This window comes from Burkholderia paludis (assembly GCF_000732615.1).
GTDB lineage: Bacteria > Pseudomonadota > Gammaproteobacteria > Burkholderiales > Burkholderiaceae > Burkholderia > Burkholderia paludis.
Genome location: NZ_JPGL01000027.1, coordinates 1 through 17,022, shown reverse-complemented (window position 1 = coordinate 17,022; position 17,022 = coordinate 1). Strand labels below are relative to the sequence as shown.

The 17,022-nt window shown below is 66.2% G+C and carries 22 protein-coding genes; 11 read left to right on the top strand and 11 right to left on the bottom strand.

The window, feature by feature from the left end:
• Positions 1–312: 312 nt before the first annotated feature.
• Positions 313–636, top strand: a complete 324-nt coding sequence (locus GQ56_RS0118015) for a hypothetical protein (RefSeq protein ID WP_031399986.1) — start codon at positions 313–315, stop codon at positions 634–636.
• A gap of 272 nt (positions 637–908) precedes the next feature.
• A complete protein-coding gene (locus GQ56_RS0118010) occupies positions 909–1,409 on the top strand; it encodes a dihydrofolate reductase (RefSeq protein ID WP_031399985.1) in 501 nt (166 codons plus the stop codon).
• Positions 1,410–1,493: 84 nt separating this feature from the next.
• Here GQ56_RS0118010 and pmbA read toward each other — a convergent pair whose 3' ends face one another.
• A complete protein-coding gene (pmbA, locus tag GQ56_RS0118005; RefSeq protein ID WP_031399984.1) occupies positions 1,494–2,864 on the bottom strand; it encodes a metalloprotease PmbA in 1,371 nt (456 codons plus the stop codon).
• 137 nt (positions 2,865–3,001) lie between these two features.
• Between pmbA and yjgA the strand changes: the two genes are divergently transcribed.
• Together yjgA and mog are read left to right on the top strand one after the other, a co-directional pair.
• Positions 3,002–3,604 (top strand): ribosome biogenesis factor YjgA, encoded by a 603-nt coding sequence (gene yjgA / locus GQ56_RS0118000; protein WP_321029197.1) that lies wholly within the window; start codon positions 3,002–3,004, stop codon positions 3,602–3,604.
• Entirely contained in the window at positions 3,588–4,205 is a 618-nt protein-coding gene (gene mog, locus GQ56_RS0117995) for a molybdopterin adenylyltransferase (RefSeq protein ID WP_031399982.1), read from the top strand. Before yjgA ends, mog begins: the two co-directional genes overlap by 17 nt.
• A 16-nt stretch (positions 4,206–4,221) precedes the next feature.
• On the opposite strand, the gene orn is transcribed toward mog, so the two are convergent.
• Entirely contained in the window at positions 4,222–4,842 is a 621-nt protein-coding gene (orn, locus tag GQ56_RS0117990) for an oligoribonuclease (RefSeq protein WP_031399981.1), read from the bottom strand.
• 117 nt (positions 4,843–4,959) lie between these two features.
• Between orn and GQ56_RS0117985 the strand changes: the two genes are divergently transcribed.
• From GQ56_RS0117985 to GQ56_RS0117975, 3 genes are all read left to right on the top strand, one after another.
• Positions 4,960–6,219, top strand: a complete 1,260-nt coding sequence (locus GQ56_RS0117985) for a M48 family metallopeptidase (RefSeq protein WP_031399980.1) — start codon at positions 4,960–4,962, stop codon at positions 6,217–6,219.
• On the top strand, positions 6,216–7,154 hold the full coding sequence (gene rsgA, locus GQ56_RS0117980; protein ID WP_031399979.1) for a ribosome small subunit-dependent GTPase A: 939 nt from the start codon (positions 6,216–6,218) through the stop codon (positions 7,152–7,154). Before GQ56_RS0117985 ends, rsgA begins: the two co-directional genes overlap by 4 nt.
• Positions 7,155–7,216: 62 nt before the next feature.
• Complete coding sequence (locus GQ56_RS0117975; protein WP_031399978.1) at positions 7,217–7,534, top strand: putative signal transducing protein; 318 nt, start codon at positions 7,217–7,219, stop codon at positions 7,532–7,534.
• A gap of 67 nt (positions 7,535–7,601) precedes the next feature.
• Here the strand turns inward: GQ56_RS0117975 and GQ56_RS0117970 are convergent, their stop codons facing one another.
• The 6 genes from GQ56_RS0117970 to rpsP form a co-directional block, all read right to left on the bottom strand.
• On the bottom strand, positions 7,602–8,540 hold the full coding sequence (locus GQ56_RS0117970) for a CobD/CbiB family protein (protein ID WP_031399977.1): 939 nt from the start codon (positions 8,538–8,540) through the stop codon (positions 7,602–7,604).
• Between the two features lie 120 nt (positions 8,541–8,660).
• Positions 8,661–9,347 (bottom strand): CoA pyrophosphatase, encoded by a 687-nt coding sequence (locus tag GQ56_RS0117965; protein ID WP_031399976.1) that lies wholly within the window; start codon positions 9,345–9,347, stop codon positions 8,661–8,663.
• An 87-nt stretch (positions 9,348–9,434) separates the two neighbouring features.
• Complete coding sequence (gene rplS, locus GQ56_RS0117960) at positions 9,435–9,827, bottom strand: 50S ribosomal protein L19 (protein ID WP_006753174.1); 393 nt, start codon at positions 9,825–9,827, stop codon at positions 9,435–9,437.
• Between the two features lie 133 nt (positions 9,828–9,960).
• Complete coding sequence (gene trmD, locus GQ56_RS0117955; RefSeq protein ID WP_031399975.1) at positions 9,961–10,755, bottom strand: tRNA (guanosine(37)-N1)-methyltransferase TrmD; 795 nt, start codon at positions 10,753–10,755, stop codon at positions 9,961–9,963.
• Position 10,756: 1 nt separating this feature from the next.
• On the bottom strand, positions 10,757–11,434 hold the full coding sequence (rimM, locus tag GQ56_RS0117950) for a ribosome maturation factor RimM (RefSeq protein WP_031399974.1): 678 nt from the start codon (positions 11,432–11,434) through the stop codon (positions 10,757–10,759).
• Between the two features lie 42 nt (positions 11,435–11,476).
• Positions 11,477–11,731, bottom strand: coding sequence for a 30S ribosomal protein S16 (rpsP, locus tag GQ56_RS0117945; protein WP_006476550.1), 255 nt, complete (start codon positions 11,729–11,731; stop codon positions 11,477–11,479).
• Here rpsP and GQ56_RS46545 point away from each other — a divergent pair, their 5' ends adjacent.
• From GQ56_RS46545 to GQ56_RS0117935, 3 genes are all read left to right on the top strand, one after another.
• Positions 11,732–12,076 (top strand): hypothetical protein, encoded by a 345-nt coding sequence (locus tag GQ56_RS46545; RefSeq protein WP_152601779.1) that lies wholly within the window; start codon positions 11,732–11,734, stop codon positions 12,074–12,076.
• A gap of 181 nt (positions 12,077–12,257) precedes the next feature.
• Complete coding sequence (locus GQ56_RS46540) at positions 12,258–12,449, top strand: hypothetical protein (RefSeq protein ID WP_052007269.1); 192 nt, start codon at positions 12,258–12,260, stop codon at positions 12,447–12,449.
• 429 nt (positions 12,450–12,878) lie between these two features.
• Positions 12,879–13,346 (top strand): NINE protein, encoded by a 468-nt coding sequence (locus tag GQ56_RS0117935; protein ID WP_031399973.1) that lies wholly within the window; start codon positions 12,879–12,881, stop codon positions 13,344–13,346.
• A gap of 40 nt (positions 13,347–13,386) precedes the next feature.
• Here GQ56_RS0117935 and GQ56_RS0117930 read toward each other — a convergent pair whose 3' ends face one another.
• Entirely contained in the window at positions 13,387–14,553 is a 1,167-nt protein-coding gene (locus GQ56_RS0117930; RefSeq protein WP_031399972.1) for a PA0069 family radical SAM protein, read from the bottom strand.
• Between the two features lie 102 nt (positions 14,554–14,655).
• Positions 14,656–15,144 carry an Lrp/AsnC ligand binding domain-containing protein gene (locus GQ56_RS0117925; RefSeq protein ID WP_011351353.1) on the bottom strand — a complete coding sequence of 163 codons (489 nt, stop codon included), beginning with the start codon at positions 15,142–15,144 and terminating at the stop codon, positions 14,656–14,658.
• Between the two features lie 145 nt (positions 15,145–15,289).
• On the opposite strand from GQ56_RS0117925, the gene GQ56_RS0117920 reads away from it, so the two are divergent.
• The gene (locus GQ56_RS0117920) at positions 15,290–16,576 is read left to right on the top strand and encodes a D-amino acid dehydrogenase (RefSeq protein ID WP_031399971.1); all 1,287 of its coding nucleotides are present in this window, start codon (positions 15,290–15,292) and stop codon (positions 16,574–16,576) included.
• Between the two features lie 104 nt (positions 16,577–16,680).
• On the opposite strand, the gene GQ56_RS0117915 is transcribed toward GQ56_RS0117920, so the two are convergent.
• A partial coding sequence (locus GQ56_RS0117915) for an acyl-CoA dehydrogenase C-terminal domain-containing protein (protein WP_031399970.1) occupies positions 16,681–17,022 on the bottom strand: 342 nt, incomplete at its 5' end.

The window sequence follows — 17,022 nt, the reverse complement described above, 5'->3', positions numbered from 1 at the left end:
AATACGACAATCCGATTTCAGCGCGGCGAGCGACACGGCCGAATCGCTCAGGATATCGATGCATGTCAATCGTCTGCACATAGCACTCGCACAGCGACACATTCGTTCATCGACACATGCGACGATTCTCGTCCTTGAAGCGCATCGATTGAATCCGCAGTATTCCCGAGCCCCATCGTTTCAGGCCTGAAACATTTTCGAACGCTTTCCGCCACAATTCTCAACGCTCGCGCGGCAATCGCAGTGTCGACAACGGTCCCGGCGCGATGGCATGCATTTCGCTGAATGCGGAATACGTCGGAGACAGCGACCATGCGAAAACTTCTTTCACTTTCTTTCGGGGCGGTGACCATCGTGCTCGCGGCAGTCGGCCCGCCCGCGCCGGCATGCGCGGACGAAAGCGCGCCGCCGGATCGCGCGATGCTGCTGGCCGCAAACGCGCCGAGCATGCAGCGCGGCAACGACGCCGGCATCGTGACCGTGTCCGCGCCGCTGTCGGCCGGCAGGTCGTCGGTGACGCTGTGGGACGAGATTCCGCCGCCTTTGTTGCCCACACCGACGCCGCTTCCGGCACCGCAGCCAGGCAACGTGCAGCACGTGACGGAAGAGCATGCGCAAGGCAGTGCGCGTCAGTAATGCGCGGTGCGACTCATTGGATAGGATACCATATTGATTTGAACAGGCAGGACCCTATCGAGCGGGGCCGGGCGCGCTCGATCTCGCAACGCGAAACGGTTTTGTGTCCCGTCCCCCGGCGGGCACGCTTTTTATTCATTCTCATGCCGTCGCGGCGCGTTGCGTCGGACGCCGCGGCACGCCGTGCAAGCGCGGCGGCGCGCGCGGAATCCGGCGCGCGCCGCCGTTCCGGTAGAATCGGCGCCATTCCGGTTTTCCTCTCCCCGACCTTCATGACGACGTTGACCCTGATCGTCGCGCGCGCCCGCAACGGCATCATCGGCCGCGACAACCAGTTGCCCTGGAAACTTCCCGAGGATCTCGCCTTCTTCAAGCGCACGACGATGGGCGCCCCGATCGTGATGGGCCGCAAGACCCACGAGTCGATCGGCCGGCCCCTGCCGGGCCGCCGCAATATCGTCGTGACGCGCGACGCGGCACGACGCTTCGACGGCTGCGACACGGTCACGTCGCTCGCCGACGCGCTGGCGGTTGCCGCCAGCGACGGCGTGCCCGAGGCGTTCCTGATCGGCGGCGCGCAACTCTACACGGAAGGTCTCGCACTCGCCGACAAGCTGATCGTCACCGAGATCGATGCCGACTTCGACGGCGACGCGTCGTTCCCTGCGCCCGACGCCGCACACTGGCGGGAAGTGTCGCGCGATCCGCACGAGGCGAATGCGCCGAACACCTTCGGCTATGCGTTCGTCGTGTACGAACGCAAGCGCGGCTGACGCATCGCCCGCAACGAAAAAGCCCGACCGGCTCACGCCGATCGGGCTTTTTTTCATTCGATGGCGGCCGACGCCGCGCGCCGCTTACTGCCCGGCGATCGTCATCTGCTCGATCAGCACCGAGCCCGTTTCCTTCGTGCCGCGCACGATCGAATCGGCGCCGATCGCGACGATATGCCGGAACATCTCCTGCAGCGTGCTCGCGACGGTGATTTCCTCGACCGGATACTGGATCACGCCGTTCTCGACCCAGAAGCCCGCCGCGCCGCGCGAATAGTCGCCCGTCACGTAGTTCACGCCCTGCCCCATCAGTTCGGTCAGCAGCAGGCCCGTGCCGAGCTTCTTCAGCATCGCGTCGAAATCGTCGCCCGCCTGCGTGTTCGAACTGCGCAGTGCGAGGTTGTGCGAGCCGCCTGCGTTGCCGGTGGTCTGCGTGCCGAGCTTGCGCGCCGAATAGGTCGACAGGAAGTAGCCTTCGACGACGCCGTCCTTGACGACGCTGCGCGCACGCGTGCGCACGCCTTCCTCGTCGAACGGCGCGCTGCCCATCGCGCGCGGCACGTGCGGATCCTCGACGACCTGGATATGCGGCGCGAACACCGGCTTGCCGAGGCTGTCGACGAGGAACGACGTCTTGCGGTACAGCGCGCCGCCGCTCACCGCCTGCACGAACGCGCCGAGCAGGCCGGCCGCGAGCGGCGCCTCGAACAGCACGGGCACCTTGCGGGTGTCCAGGCGACGCGCCCCCATCCGCGCGAGCGCGCGCTCGGCCGCGTAACGGCCCACCGCTTCGGGCGCCGCGAGATCGATCGCGCTGCGCTTCGACGAATACCAGTCGTCGCGCTGCATGTGACGGCCGCTGCCCGCGATCGGCGCGCACGCGATGTAGTGGCGCGAGTACGGGTAGCCGGCAAGGAAGCCGCGCGACGTCGCCAGCACGAACTGCGAATGCTGCGCCGACACGCTCGCGCCTTCCGAATTGCGGATCTGCGGGCTGACCGCGAACGCGGCGTCTTCCGCGCGGCGGGCGAGCTCGACGGCCTCGTCGGCCGTCAACGCCCACGGGTGATAGAGATCGAGATCGCGCGGGTCGGTTTCGAGCAGTTCGGCCTCGGCAAGGCCGGCCGCCTCGTCTTCGGCCGTGAAGCGCGCGATGTTGTAGGCGGCGGCCACGGTATCCTTGATCGCGCCCGGCGAGAAGTCCGACGTGCTCGCGTTGCCGCGCTTCTTGCCGATGAACACGGTCACGCCGACCATCTTGTCGCGGTTGTGCTCGATCGTTTCGACTTCGCCGCGGCGCACCGACACCGACAGGCCGTCGCCTTCGGAGATTTCGGTCGCGGCATCCGTCGCGCCGAGTGCCTTCGCATGGCGAAGGATGTCCGAGGCGATTTCTTTGAGCTGGTCCTGCGTGTGCGGGAAATAGCGCGCTTGTACGTCGAGATTGGCTGCCATCGTCGTGATATCCGGTGGCGGGCGGGCGCCCGCATGGTCAAAATTTTGCGTATCCCGCGATCATAGCAAGGTCCGGGGCCGGATACCGACAAGCTTGAGGTGTCTTGGGGTGTCCGCGGCGCGATACAATGCCGGCCATGACACGCAAAACCCGAATCCAGCCGATCGAGCATGCCGTCGAAGACGACGACAATGGCTACGATCGCCCCAGCAAATCCCAGTTGAAGCGCGAGATGCACGCGCTGCAGGAACTCGGCCAGGCGCTCGTCGACCTGCCGAAGGATGCGCTCAAGCGCATGCCGATGCCCGAAGCCCTCGCCGACGCCGTGCGCGAGGCGCGCCGGATCACCGATCACGAAGGCAAGCGCCGCCAGCTCCAGTACGTCGGCCGCGTGATGCGCACGCTGACCGACGACGAGACGGCCGCGCTGCGCACCGCGCTCGACGCGCAGCGCGGCGTGAACAAGGCCGCGACGGCCCGCCTGCACTGGATCGAACGCACGCGCGAACACTTGCTCGCGAGCGACGACGCGCTGACCGAATTCCTGCGCCAGCACCCGGAAGCCGACATCCAGGAAGGCCGCACGCTGATCCGCAACGCACGCAAGGAAGCGCAGCAAGGCAAGCCGCCGCGCTATTTCCGCGAGCTGTTCCAGTGGATCAAGACCGCGGCCGGCACGCCCGATGCGGACGACGAAGCGCCGGACGACGGCGGGGACGACCATGACGACGAAGCGTAATCACCCGGACGAGCTCGTCGTCGGCCTGGTGTCGATCAGCGACCGGGCGAGCGCGGGCGTCTACGAGGACAAGGGCATTCCGGCGCTGCAGGCCTGGCTGGCCGGCGCGCTGACGTCGCCGTGGCGCGCCGAAACGCGGTTGATCCAGGACGACGCACCGACGATCTCCGCCACGCTCGCCGAACTCGTCGACGTCGCGGGGTGCGACCTCGTGCTGACGACGGGCGGCACGGGCCCCGCGCGCCGCGACGTGACGCCCGAGGCCACGCTGGCGGTGGCGACGAAGGAAATGCCGGGATTCGGCGAACAGATGCGGCAGATCAGCCTGAATTTCGTGCCGACCGCGATCCTGTCACGACAGGTCGCGGTGATCCGCGAGACGGCCGACCATGCGGCGCTGATCATCAACCTGCCCGGCCAGCCGAAGTCGATCCGGGAAACGCTCGAAGGGCTGCGCGACGCCGACGGCAAGTCGACCGTGCCCGGCATCTTCGCCGCGGTGCCCTACTGCATCGACCTGATCGGCGGCCCGTACATCGAGACCGACGCCGCGATCGTCGCGGCGTTCCGGCCGAAAAGCGCGCAGCGCGCGCCGCGCTGAGCGCATGCCGGCCCGCTCAGGCGGCCGGCGCGGACTCGCCTGCCGACGCCGACGCGGCCGGAATCAGGAAATGCTCGCGGTAATACTTCAGCTCGTCGATCGACTCGTGGATGTCCGCGAGCGCCGTATGCATCGCACGCTTCTGGAAGCCCTTGTAGATCGCGGGCTGCCAGCGGCGGCACAGCTCCTTGAGCGTGCTGACGTCGAGATTGCGATAATGGAAGAAGCGCTCGAACTCCGGCATCCAGCGCGCCATGAAGCGGCGATCCTGACAGATCGAGTTGCCGCACATCGGCGACTTGCCGGGCGACACGTACTGCGCGAGGAACGCCTGCAGCTGCGCGGCGGCTTCCGCCTCGGTCACGGTCGACGCGCGCACGCGGTCGATCAGGCCCGAGCGGCCGTGCGTCGACTTGTTCCAGTCGTCCATCTTGGCCAGCGTTTCGTCGCTCTGATGGATCGCGAACACGGGGCCTTCGACGGCGATGTCGAGCGTGGAGTTGGTCACCACGACCGCGATCTCGATGATGCGGTCGTTATCCGGGTCGAGGCCCGTCATCTCCATGTCGAGCCAGACGAGGTTCAACTCGTTGCGCACGAGCGCGGGCTGGCTGGTGGAAGCGGCGGTATCGGTCATGAGTCATCCTGGAAAATGGCGGACGGCGCGCGGCGCCGCCCGGGCGGCCGGTATCGCATCAGCGGGCCCGGTCCGCAAGAACATATAATTCTCGCATAGAACCCTTTGGCGCCTTCGATGTCACCCTTTTCGTTCACCCTGCTGTTCGCGCTCGCCGTGCTCGCGATGGTCGTCACCAAGCTGTGGCTCGCGTCGCGGCAGATCCGCTTCGTCGCCGCGCATCGCAACGGCGTCCCCGCGCAGTTCAGCGCAACCATCCCGCTGACCGCCCACCAGCGTGCGGCCGACTATACGGTCGAGCGCACCCGGCTGACCATGCTCGAAATCGTCGTCAGCGCGGCCGTGCTGGTCGGTCTCACGCTGCTCGGCGGCGTCGGCGCGCTCGACACGCTGCTCACCGGCTGGCTCGGCCGCGGCTACGGGCAGCAGGTCGCCCTCGTCGCCGCGGTGCTCATGATCATGAGCGCGATCGATGTCCCGTTCGAGTATTACCGCCAGTTCGGGATCGAGCAGCGTTTCGGCTTCAACCGGATGACGAAACGGCTGTTCTTCACCGACATGCTGAAAAACTCGCTGCTCGGCGCCGCTCTGGGCCTGCCGCTGCTGTTCGTCGTGCTGTGGCTGATGAACCAGGCCGGCAGCCTGTGGTGGCTGTGGACCTGGATCGTCTGGGTCGCGTTCCAGATGCTCGTGCTGCTGATCTACCCGACCTTCATCGCCCCGATCTTCAACAAGTTCGAGCCGCTGAAGGACGACGCGCTGCGTGCCCGCATCGAATCGCTGATGAAGCGCTGCGGCTTCGCGGCAAAGGGGCTGTTCGTGATGGACGGCAGCCGCCGCTCCGCACACGGCAACGCATACTTCACGGGCTTCGGCGCATCGAAGCGGATCGTGTTCTTCGACACGCTGCTCGCACGCCTGTCCGGCCAGGAGATCGAGGCCGTGCTCGCGCACGAACTTGGCCATTTCAAGCGTCGCCACGTGATGAAGCGGATGTTCGTGTCGTTCGTGCTGAGCCTCGTGCTGCTCGCGCTGCTCGGCTGGCTCGCGCAACGCACGTGGTTCTACACGGGGCTCGGCGTCACGCCGTCGCTCGACACGAGCAACGCGGGCGTCGCCCTCGTGCTGTTCTTCCTCGCGATTCCCGTGTTCCTGTTCTTCGCGACGCCCTTCGGCAGCCTCACGTCGCGCAAGCACGAATTCGAGGCCGACGCGTTCGCGGCCAGCCAGACCGACGCACAGGATCTCGTCAGCGCGCTCGTGAAGCTCTACGAGGACAACGCGTCGACGCTGACGCCCGACCCCGTCTACACGGCCTTCTACTACTCGCATCCGCCCGCTTCGCAGCGGATCGACCGCCTGCTGCAGCACGCATGAGCCGGCCGACCCGCAAGCCGGCCCCGCGCGCGTCCGGCGCGCAGCGTGCCGAAGGCCGCGTGATCGCGGCGCACGGGCGCCACTACATCGTCGCCCCCGACGACGGCGGCGCGATGCTGCAGTGCTTCCCGCGCGGCAAGAAGAGCGACATCGCGGTCGGCGACCGCGTCGTGTACGAACACGCGTCGGCCGACCAGGGCGTGATCGTCGAGATCGGCGAACGGCGCAACCTGCTGTATCGCTCCGACCAGTTCAAGTCGAAGCTCTTCGCGGCCAACCTCGACCAGTTGCTGATCGTGCTCGCGACCGAGCCCTATTTCAGCGAAGACCTGCTCGGCCGCGCGCTGATCGCCGCCGAGGCGAACGAGCTGAAGCCCCTTGTCGTCCTGAACAAGATCGACGTCGAAGCCGCGCTGCCGGTCGCGCGCGAGCGCCTCGCACCGTACCGCGCGCTAGGCTACGACGTGCTCGAACTGTCCGTGAAGGGTGCGCCCGACGATGCGCGCGCGCAGCTCATGCCGCATCTCGCCGGGCATTCGACGATCCTGCTTGGCCAGTCCGGGATGGGCAAGTCGACGCTCGTGAACCTGCTCGTTCCCGATGCCGAAGCCGCGACGCGCGAGATTTCGGCCGCGCTCAACAGCGGCCGTCACACGACGACGTTCACCCGCCTCTACCCGCTGCAGGGCGGCGGCGCGCTGATCGATTCGCCGGGCTTCCAGGAATTCGGCCTCTACCACCTGACGGAAGGCCGCCTCGAGCGCGCCTTTCCGGAGTTCCGCCCGCTGCTAGCGGACTGCCGTTTCTATAATTGCCATCATCTGCACGAACCGGGCTGCGCGATCCTCGAAGCCGTCGCCGATGGCCGCATCGCGCCGACACGGCATGCGCTGTACGCCCAGCTCGTGCACGAGGCGAGCCAGATCGTCCGCTGACCGCGCGTCACGTGCGCGGCGGCCGGCAGCCGGGCGGCCGGCCTTCACCGACAGGAGCCGCGATGCGTTTCAAGGCACCCGATCTTGCGACAGCCCAGCATTGGGCCAACGTGCTTCAGGTGGCCGGCATCGGTTGCGAGCTGCATAACTGCTACGCGACCGGCGCGCTTGGCGGCCTGCCCGCCGATGCGTGCACACCCGAGCTGTGGCTCGATGACGAGCGCGACGACGCACTCGCCCGCCGGCTCCTCGATGCGGCATCGCACGGCCCGTCGCCGAGTGCCGCGCCGTGGCGTTGCCGGCACTGCGGCGAGGCGCTCGACGCGCAGTTCACCGCGTGCTGGCAGTGCGGCGCCGTACGCGATCCGCGCGACGACTGACCACAGCAAAAAGGCCGGCATCGCGCCGGCCTTTTTCTTTCCTTTCATCAGGTACCGCAGTGTCTCGTCACGACACCCAGACGGCAAGCGTCAGCATCAGCAGCAGGATCATCCACAGGATCACCGCGCGCCAGACGAGGCCGACCGCCGACTGCAGCGTGCGCGGCGTGCAATCGTCACCGACCGCCAGCGGGCCGCTGTCGCCGACCGCCAGCGCGTCGAGGCTCGACGGCTCCGCGAGCGGCCCTGCGAGCCGCGCACCGAGCGCCCCGCTGCCGGCTGCCAGCAGCACGCCGTCGTTCGGATCGGGCCATTGGCGCGTGTGGTTGCGCCACGCATAGATCGCATCCTCGAAATTGCCGACGATCGCGAAACCGAGCGCGGTGAGTCGCGCGGGAATCCAGTCGATCACGAAGAACGCACGCTGCGCGAACGTCGAGAAGGCGGCCGTGCGGTCGTCGCCCGGCGTCGACCAGCTGCGTGCAAGGTATTCGGAAATCCGGTACAGCACGGCGCCGGCCGGGCCGATCGGCAGCACGTACCAGAAGAACACCCCGAACACGTGGCGATGCGACGCGACAACGGCATGAATCAGCGTATGGCGGACAATCTCTCCGACCGGCATGTCGACCGTGTCGATGCCCGTCCACTCGTGCAGGATTTCGCGTGCGCGCGGCACGTCGTCATTGTTGAGCGCGAGATGGATGTCGGTGAAGTAGTGGCTGAACTGGCGGAAGCCGAGCGTGAAGTACACGACGACGACGTTCCAGATGAAGGCGAGCACGAAGCTCACCTTGTACAGCAGGAAATAGATCAGCGCGACGATCAGCACCCACGGCAGCACGACCGCGAGCCATGCGAGGATGCCGTGCTTCTGCTTGCCTGCGTCGAGACCATGTGCGACGGTTTCCGCATGAAACTGGAACAGCGCGAACACCGGATTGTTCGGCGACAACGCGCGGACCTGTTCGATGATGAGGGCGAGGAGAACCGAAAAGAAAGTCATGCGTGGCGCCGTCTTCGGAGTTATGTCATTTTTTGCATAACGATAGCACAGCGTAAGCCCCGCATGGCTGCCGGCGCGGTCGCCCGGCAGCCGGCCGCGCGCGCCGGCCGGTGTGCACGTCTAGCCGGCGGCCAAGAAGCGGTACAGATTGCGCAACATGCCGGCAGTTGCGCCCCAGATGAAGTAATGGCCGCCCGGTTCGCCGTTCGGGTAGGGCATCGCAAAAAAACGACGCTCGCCGCCTTCCCAGCGAAACACGCGGACCTGGTGGTTCGCGGGATTCATCAGGAACGCGAGCGGCACTTCGAAGATCTCGGCAACTTCGAACGTATCGGCCTGCACGGTAAATGGCGGATGCACGAGGCCGACCGCCGGCGTCACGCAGAACCCCGTGCCGGTCAGGTAGTCGGGCAGTTCACCGAGGATTTCGACACGCTCGGCGGCCAGCCCGATCTCCTCCTTCGCCTCGCGCAACGCGGTTGCGGTCGCATCGCGATCGAACGGTTCGCGACGACCGCCCGGAAAACTGATCTGTCCGGCGTGGTCGTTGAGGTGGTCGGCACGCTGGGTCAGCAGCACGGTGAGACCCGACTCGCGGGCAACCAGCGGCACGAGGACCGCCGCGCTACGCGGATCGACGCCCTCCTGCAGCCTCGCCTCGCCGGGCTCGACGCTCCATTCGAGCGTGCGCGCGAAGCGGTCGCGCAAACCGGACGGCGTCAGCAGGTGCGGCTCGATGCCGGGCAGGCCGGCACCGGTGCCTTCGACCGGCAGGACTTCGGGATCGATGATGGGGCGACGATTCAATGGAGCTCTCGGGTTCGTGTCATGTCGAGCATATTGTCGCGCCAGAATGAAAAAAGCACCCGGGTGGGTGCTTTTTCCTTACAGCTCTTACTCTTGGGAAGCTGCTGCGGCGCGATCCTTCGACACCAGCTTTTCCTTGATACGAGCCGACTTGCCCGAACGCTCGCGCAGGTAGTACAGCTTCGCACGACGCACGTCGCCGCGGCGCTTCACGACGATGCTTGCCAGCAGCGGCGAGTACGTCTGGAACGTACGCTCGACGCCTTCGCCCGACGAGATCTTGCGAACGATGAAGTTCGAGTTCAGGCCGCGGTTGCGAATCGCGATCACGACGCCTTCGTAAGCCTGAACGCGCTTGCGGTTACCTTCAACCACGTTCACGTTCACGATCACCGTGTCGCCCGGGGCGAATTCGGGGATCGTCTTGCCGGCGAGCGCGCGCTCGATTTCTTCCTGCTCAAGTTTTGCGATCAGATTCATTACTGACTCCTTATGCCATCGTGTCGGCGTTGGCACCCGCCTGCTGACAGGCCTGGCCCCGATAGAGGATGGATTCACATCAGGCGCCGCACACGCATGCACGGCACCGCCAATTCCCGCTCGCGACACCGCCTCAGGAGGCGTCCTTCGCTTCGCGTGCGAGGCTCGCGAGCCACGCCTCGTCGGCACGGCTCAACAACTTCTCGCGGCGCGCCCGAACGATCAGGTCCGGCCGCTTCCGCAGCGTATTTCTCAAGGCTTCCTGCCGCCGCCACCGCTCGATCTCGGCATGATGCCCGCCGAGCAGCACGTCCGGCACACGCACGCCGTCGTATTCCTCCGGGCGCGTGTAGTGCGGACAATCGAGCAACCCGTCGACGAAACTGTCCTGCACGGCCGACTGCGAATCGTTCAGCACACCGGGCAACAACCGCACGACGGCATCCATCATCGCCATCGCCGGCAGCTCTCCGCCGGACAGGACGAAATCGCCGAGGCTGATTTCCTCGTCGACGCACCGGTCGAGCAGGCGCTGGTCGATCGCCTCGTAGCGGCCGCACAGCACCACGACGCCCGGCTCCTGCGCCATCCGCATCGCACGATCGTGCGTGAGCGGCGCACCCTGCGGCGACATCATCACGACACGCGTGCTCGCGATACCCTGCTCCGCCTGCGCCGCTTTCGCGGCGTCGATCGCGGCTTCGAGTGGCCTGGCCAGCATCACCATGCCCGGACCGCCGCCGTACGGCCGATCGTCGACCGTGCGGTAGTTGTCCGTCGTGAAATCACGCGGATTCCAGGTGCGCAGCCCGAATCGCCCCTGCTTGACTGCCCGGCTGGTGATTCCCCAGTCGGTCAGTGCACGGAACATCTCGGGAAAGAGCGAGACGACGTCGAACTGCACCGCGCTCTCGGTAACCTGATTCATTTCAGTAATCGGCTTCCCAGTCGACGACGATGCGACGCGCCGCCTGATCCACCGTTTTGACGTATACGCCGACAAACGGGATCAACCGTTCGTCGGTGGTCGGCTGACCGTCTTTGCCGGTCGCCGGATACTCGACACGCATGATCGAATGCACGCCGTTGTCGATCATCCCGCTCACCTTCCCGAGCGCCACCGATTGCTCGTTGACGACTTCGAGACCGATCAGGTCGACCCAATAGAATTCGTCCGCGGCCAATGCCGGGAAATCTTCCCGGCGCACGAACACGCGAAAGCCGCGCATGGCAAGCGCGGCATCGCGGTCGCTGACGCCCGCGGGTTGCGCAACGACGGTGTCGCTGTGCGTCTTCGACTGCATGATGCGGACGGAAAGCCGCTCCGCACCTCGCTCCAGCCACCAGCGGCGCGCCTTGAGCAGCGCGTCGCCACCGCGGCCGGCGTCGGCATGCGCCGCAACCTTGAGCCAGCCTTTCAGGCCGTAGGCGTCGACCACCGCCCCGACCTCGACGGCATCGTCAGGCCAGGCCTGCGCCACCTCGAGATTGTCTTGCTCGGCAACCTCGCCGGCGTTCGCGACAGCCTCGCGCTCGACCGGCTTGCGGACGAATGCGCCAAACGACGCACGCCCGCGCCTTGCATTACCGGAATCGTGACCCGCCATCAATGCACCTCACAGCCGGCACGACCGGCACACCGTGCCATGTTAGGCAGCCGGTTGCGCCTTTTGCGCTTCCTTCACGAGACGCTGGACGGTCGGCGACAGTTGCGCGCCAACGCCTTGCCAGTACGTCAGGCGATCCTGAGCGATACGCAGCGATTCGCCCTTCGTGGCGACCGGGTTGTAGAAGCCGACGCGCTCGATGAAGCGGCCGTCACGACGGTTGCGCGAATCGGTAGCGACGATGTTGTAGAACGGGCGCTTCTTCGAGCCGCCACGAGCCAGACGGATGATAACCATATGATGTCCTTCGGGAAAACCGGGTTCGAAACTACTGAAACACGCGATTATAGCTGGAAACCAGAGGTACAACAAACACTTACGCGTAAAAAATCCATGGGCGCCCTGTCCGCCGTGCGTGCAATCGCCGTGTCCGGCACGTTCTCCGCCGTCGCGTCGCGCCTTCGCGGCGCCTCGACGCGCCACTCGCAGCACCGCTTCGCGGCGCTGCCTGCCAGCCCTGCCGGCCTCGCATCCGTACAGGTGTCAGCACCGCCGTTGCCGGCAGCGGAACTCGTCGCGCCATTCGGTTTTCATGCGGAAGTCTCAATCGACGCGGCACCGGAAGCGCACGAAATGGCGTGATCGTCACGCGACATCCTGTATGTCGGTACACGGAACAGCCGCGCACATGCATTCTTGATACGTGAGGGACGGATCATTGCGCACCAAGCGGACGCGTTCGGGGGCGACATGCCTGCCGGCATCGCCTGTCGCGACGGCACTCTCCATATATACGCCATGCCGCGCATTCTGCGCCTCGATCATGGCGACGGCCGGCTCGCCCACTGCCCACACCACCCACGCCCACGCCGATCTCGGCTTCGGCTTCGGCTTCGGCTTCGGCTTCGGCTTCGGCTTCGGCTTCGGCTTCGGCTTCGGCTTTCCATACTGCCACGGCGGCGATACGCCCGATCTTCGCCAGCGACGGCGCTTGCCGGCCGCCCCGCGGCATTGACGCTGAGCGCACACGTTATCGTACCCGGCATGCGCCTCCATACAGAGCCGACGCTTCCAGGGCCGTACACGACAGCGCGTTCATCGCTGGACACGGCTCGCGGAACCGCAGCACGGAGGCCGGCTATCGCGCGCTGCGCGCCGTCGTCTCGGTGGACACCAGCTCCAAGCCGGCCAAACCCGGTTCGTCACGGGCCGAGGACACCCCGACAACTCGGCGCGGAGACGCACTGCCGGCGAGTTGCCGCTACCGGACGCCTCGCTGCTCGCCAGCGACGAAGAGGCATGCCCGATCTACCGCACGACCCATGCGGCACCTTGACGCAGGACAGGGGTGACCGGGCCCGACCGGGCATCGTAGAATGCGTGCGGGCCGCGCGCCCGCGCCGGCCCGCCGGCCACCCATGCCAACGACAACACGCCGCCATCCATGTCCAGCAGCACCGCACCAGCCCGCCGCTTCCGCTCCAAGACGCTTACCGCCGCACTCGCCTTCCTGCTCGGATCGCTCGGCGCGCACCGCTTCTATCTGTACGGCTTTCGCGACGTGTACGGCTGGGCGCACCTGCTCGCGACGATCGTCGGCATTCCGGGCTTCCTGCTGCTCGCCGCGACCCAGCGCACCGCCGGACTCGGCTGGTGGCTCGCGGTGCCCGGCGCAATCTCGCTGCTCGCGGCGTTCCTTGCCGCGCTCGTGTACGGGCTGCGCCCCGACGAAAAATGGGATGCGCAATTCAACGCCGATACAGGCAAGCACAGCCAGTCGGGCTGGACCGTGATCTTCGTGGTGATCTTCTCGCTGCTGATCGGCGCATTCCTGCTGATGACCGCACTCGCGCTGTCGTTCCAGACGTATTTCGAATCGCAGGTCGAAGCGGCCAAGCAGATTTCGCAGTAAGCGGAACCCATCCAGCGCGCGCGACGGTATCGCGCACCGCTCAGAACAGGTTCAACTGCATGTCGTCACGTGCCTTCGTGCCGGCGGCACGAACGGCGACACGCGGCACCGGCACCGTGGAGGCCGGCGCACCGCGAAACTGCGACAGATCGAGAATGCCGTTCGTGCGCTCATTCAATCCGAGCCGCTTGACGGCCTGACGAAAGCGCTGCCGCAACAGGTCGGCCCAGATCCCCTCGCCCTTCATCCGTTTCGAGAAATCCGAATCGTAGTCTTTGCCGCCGCGCATGTCGCGGACGCGGTTCATCACGCGCTCCGCGCGGTCGGGAAAGTGCGCGGCGAGCCATTGCTTGAACAGCGGCGCGACCTCCCACGGCAACCGCAGGATGATGTAGCTTGCATGCGTCGCCCCGGCTTCCGCACACGCCTCGAGCACGCGTTCCATATCGGGTTCGGTCACGAACGGAATGACCGGCGCAATACTCACGCCAACCGGCACGCCGGCGTCGCGCAGCGCGCGGATCGTACGCAACCGGCGCGCCGGCGTCGCCGCGCGCGGCTCGAGCGTGCGCGCGAGTTCCGCATCGAGCGTCGTGATCGTGACCGCCGCCATCACCTGACCGCGCCCGGCCATCGGTGCGAGCAGGTCGAGATCGCGTTCGATCAGCGACGACTTCGTGATCGCGGCGAATGGCAGCCCGCGATCGTGCATCACCTGGATCACGCTGCGCGTGATGCGCAGGTCGCGCTCGACCGGCTGGTAGGCATCGGTGTTGACGCCGAGCGCGATCGGCTCCGGCACGTAGCGCTTCCGCGAAATCTCGCGCTCGAGCAGTTCGGCCGCATTGACCTTCGCATAGATGCGGCTTTCGAAATCGAGCCCCGGCGACAGGCCGAGATAGCTGTGTGTCGGCCGCGCGAAGCAATAGATGCAGCCGTGCTCGCAGCCGCGGTACGGATTGAGCGAGACGCTGAACGGGATGTCGGGCGACTGGTTATGCGTCAGAATGCTTTTCGCGCGCTCCTCGAACACCTGCGTACGCAGCGGCGCGGGGAAATCGGCATCGTCCGACTCGTGCGTCCAGCCGTCGTCGACCGCTTCGCGCTGCGCCAGCTCATATCGCCCCTGCAGGTTGTCGACCGCACCGCGCCCCTTGCGGGGCGCGGGCGGCGCAACCGGAAATTCGTTGTCGGATCGTTCGTCCATGTGCCCACCCGTTCACCTGCGCCCAATGCTGTATATTTATACAGTATTGGGCGCAGCATGCCAAGCACGGGATCAAGGGCCCGGCAACCGGCCGCCGGCGCGTCAATCGCCAACCGCGATCGTCAACGTCTCCTTGATTTCCTCCATCACGACATAGCTCTTCGACTGCACGGCGCCGGGCAATTGCAGCAGGATGTCGCCGAGCAGTTTCCGGTAGTCGGCCATCTCGCCGATGCGCGCCTTGATCAGGTAGTCGAAATCGCCGGACACCAGATGGCATTCGAGCACCTCGTCGATCTTCATCACTTCCCGCCGGAACTGCTCGAACATGTTGCCGCCCTTGTGACCGAGCGTGATCTCGACGAACACCAGCAGCGCGGCATCCAGCTGGTGCGGGTCGACCCGCGCGTGATAGCCGGTGATCACGCCATCGCGCTCCATGCGCCGCACCCGCTCGATGCACGGCGTGACGGTCAGGCCGACCTGTTCCGCGAGGTCCTTCATCGCCATCCGGCCATCGTCCTGGAGCAGTTTGAGGATGCGCCGGTCGAGCTTGTCGAGCGAGCGCACGGGCTGCCGTTGCGTTCTCATTTGTTTATACTGAAAACCTGAAAAATACGATAACAAAACCTACAGATTCGACAATACCATAGCGCAAAAAACTAGATCAGCTAGAGGTTACACGGAGATGCATGTGCGCCCGGCCTCGACCTGGTCCCTTCCATCTGGAGCAGCTATGCGAGTCGTCATTCTGGGCAGCGGTGTGGTGGGCGTGGCAAGCGCGTATTACCTCGCGCGTGCCGGTCATGAAGTCACGGTGATCGACCGGGAAGCCGGCCCTGCGCTCGAGACGAGCTTCGCGAACGCCGGCCAGATCTCCCCTGGCTATGCCGCGCCGTGGGCTGCGCCCGGCGTGCCGCTGAAGGCCGTCAAGTGGATGTTCGAAAAGCATGCGCCGCTCGCGATCCGGCTCGACGGCACGCGCTTCCAGCTCCAGTGGATGTGGCAGATGCTGCGCAACTGCACGGCCGAGCGCTATGCGGTCAACAAGGGCCGCATGGTCCGCCTCGCCGAATACAGCCGCGACTGCCTGCAGGCGCTGCGCGCCGATACCGGCATCCAGTACGAGGGACGCACGGGCGGCACGCTGCAACTGTTCCGCACGCAGCAGCAACTCGACGGTGCGGCGAAGGACATCGCCGTCCTGAAGGAAGCCAACGTGCCGTTCGAACTGCTGTCGCCTGCCGACCTGAAGCAAGCCGAACCGGCGCTCGCCGCCGTCTCGCACAAGCTGACGGGCGGCCTGCGCCTGCCGGGCGACGAAACGGGCGACTGCCAGCTGTTCACGACGCGCCTCGCGGCGCTCGCCGAATCGCTCGGCGTCAAGTTCCGCTACAACACGCCGATCGATGCGCTCGCGATCGCGGGCGGCAAGATCGCCGGCGTACAGTGCGGCAGCGAAACGGTGCGCGCAGATGCCTACGTCGTCGCGCTCGGCTCGTACTCGACCAGCTTCATCTCGAACCTGATGAAGATCCCCGTCTATCCGCTGAAGGGCTACTCGATCACCGCGCCGATCGTCAACGAAGCAGCTGCGCCCGTGTCGACCGTGCTCGACGAGACGTACAAGATCGCGATCACGCGCTTCGACCAGCGCATCCGCGTCGGCGGCATGGCGGAAATCGTCGGCTACGACAAGAACCTGCGCGCGGCGCGCCGTGAAACGCTCGAAATGTGCGTGAACGACCTGTTCCCGGGCGGCGGCGACACGTCGAAGGCCACGTTCTGGACGGGCCTGCGCCCGATGACGCCGGACGGCACGCCGATTGTCGGCCGCACGCCCGTGTCGAACCTGTTCCTGAACACCGGCCACGGCACGCTCGGCTGGACGATGTCGTGCGGCTCGGGCCAACTGCTCGCGGACCTGATCTCGGGCAAGATGCCGGCGATCCAGGCCGACGACCTGTCGGTGCACCGCTACCTGAAGGACGTGGCCGGCCAGACGCGCCCGGCGTACGCGTAAGCGCAAGCCGCGGCATCCCGCCGCCAGGCGGGAGGCCGGCCCGGCATCAAGCACAAAGGCGCCCTTTCGGGCGCCTTTGTCGTTTCATCGGGCAGGTTGCGGAATCAGAACTGGTCTTCCGTCAACGCGAGCACGCTCTCGTTGCCTTTCGTGCCGACGATCGACGCCTCGAGTGCGCCTGCCTGCACCAGCACGTGTTCCGCATAGCATTGCGCGATCGCGATCTTCGCGTCGAAGAACGCCGGGTCGCTTGCGCGCTGCGCCTGCGCCGCCACCAGCGCACGGCCCATCTGCCACCCGCACAACACCACGCCCGCCAGCTTCAGGTACGACACGCTGCCCGCGAACACCGCGTTCGGGTCCTGCTTCGCGTTCGCCACCACGTAATCGACCACCGACGACAGCGCGCGCGCGCCCTTCTCCAGCTGCGCCTTCACCGATGCGGC

What these genes read in the sequence shown, in the direction of transcription:
- GQ56_RS0117925 (WP_011351353.1), bottom strand. Translation starts at nt 15,144, where the DNA reads ATGAGAACGCAACGGCAGCCCGTGCGCTCGCTCGACAAGCTCGACCGG.
- GQ56_RS0117920 (WP_031399971.1), top strand. Translation starts at nt 15,290, where the DNA reads ATGCGAGTCGTCATTCTGGGCAGCGGTGTGGTGGGCGTGGCAAGCGCG.
- rsgA (WP_031399979.1), top strand. Translation starts at nt 6,216, where the DNA reads ATGAGCCGGCCGACCCGCAAGCCGGCCCCGCGCGCGTCCGGCGCGCAG.
- GQ56_RS0117930 (WP_031399972.1), bottom strand. Translation starts at nt 14,553, where the DNA reads ATGGACGAACGATCCGACAACGAATTTCCGGTTGCGCCGCCCGCGCCC.
- mog (WP_031399982.1), top strand. Translation starts at nt 3,588, where the DNA reads ATGACGACGAAGCGTAATCACCCGGACGAGCTCGTCGTCGGCCTGGTG.
- yjgA (WP_321029197.1), top strand. Translation starts at nt 3,002, where the DNA reads ATGACACGCAAAACCCGAATCCAGCCGATCGAGCATGCCGTCGAAGAC.
- pmbA (WP_031399984.1), bottom strand. Translation starts at nt 2,864, where the DNA reads ATGGCAGCCAATCTCGACGTACAAGCGCGCTATTTCCCGCACACGCAG.
- GQ56_RS46545 (WP_152601779.1), top strand. Translation starts at nt 11,732, where the DNA reads ATGATGTCCTTCGGGAAAACCGGGTTCGAAACTACTGAAACACGCGAT.
- rpsP (WP_006476550.1), bottom strand. Translation starts at nt 11,731, where the DNA reads ATGGTTATCATCCGTCTGGCTCGTGGCGGCTCGAAGAAGCGCCCGTTC.
- GQ56_RS0118015 (WP_031399986.1), top strand. Translation starts at nt 313, where the DNA reads ATGCGAAAACTTCTTTCACTTTCTTTCGGGGCGGTGACCATCGTGCTC.
- GQ56_RS0118010 (WP_031399985.1), top strand. Translation starts at nt 909, where the DNA reads ATGACGACGTTGACCCTGATCGTCGCGCGCGCCCGCAACGGCATCATC.
- GQ56_RS0117970 (WP_031399977.1), bottom strand. Translation starts at nt 8,540, where the DNA reads ATGACTTTCTTTTCGGTTCTCCTCGCCCTCATCATCGAACAGGTCCGC.
- trmD (WP_031399975.1), bottom strand. Translation starts at nt 10,755, where the DNA reads ATGAATCAGGTTACCGAGAGCGCGGTGCAGTTCGACGTCGTCTCGCTC.
- GQ56_RS0117985 (WP_031399980.1), top strand. Translation starts at nt 4,960, where the DNA reads ATGTCACCCTTTTCGTTCACCCTGCTGTTCGCGCTCGCCGTGCTCGCG.
- GQ56_RS0117935 (WP_031399973.1), top strand. Translation starts at nt 12,879, where the DNA reads ATGTCCAGCAGCACCGCACCAGCCCGCCGCTTCCGCTCCAAGACGCTT.
- GQ56_RS46540 (WP_052007269.1), top strand. Translation starts at nt 12,258, where the DNA reads ATGGCGACGGCCGGCTCGCCCACTGCCCACACCACCCACGCCCACGCC.
- rimM (WP_031399974.1), bottom strand. Translation starts at nt 11,434, where the DNA reads ATGGCGGGTCACGATTCCGGTAATGCAAGGCGCGGGCGTGCGTCGTTT.
- orn (WP_031399981.1), bottom strand. Translation starts at nt 4,842, where the DNA reads ATGACCGATACCGCCGCTTCCACCAGCCAGCCCGCGCTCGTGCGCAAC.
- rplS (WP_006753174.1), bottom strand. Translation starts at nt 9,827, where the DNA reads ATGAATCTGATCGCAAAACTTGAGCAGGAAGAAATCGAGCGCGCGCTC.
- GQ56_RS0117975 (WP_031399978.1), top strand. Translation starts at nt 7,217, where the DNA reads ATGCGTTTCAAGGCACCCGATCTTGCGACAGCCCAGCATTGGGCCAAC.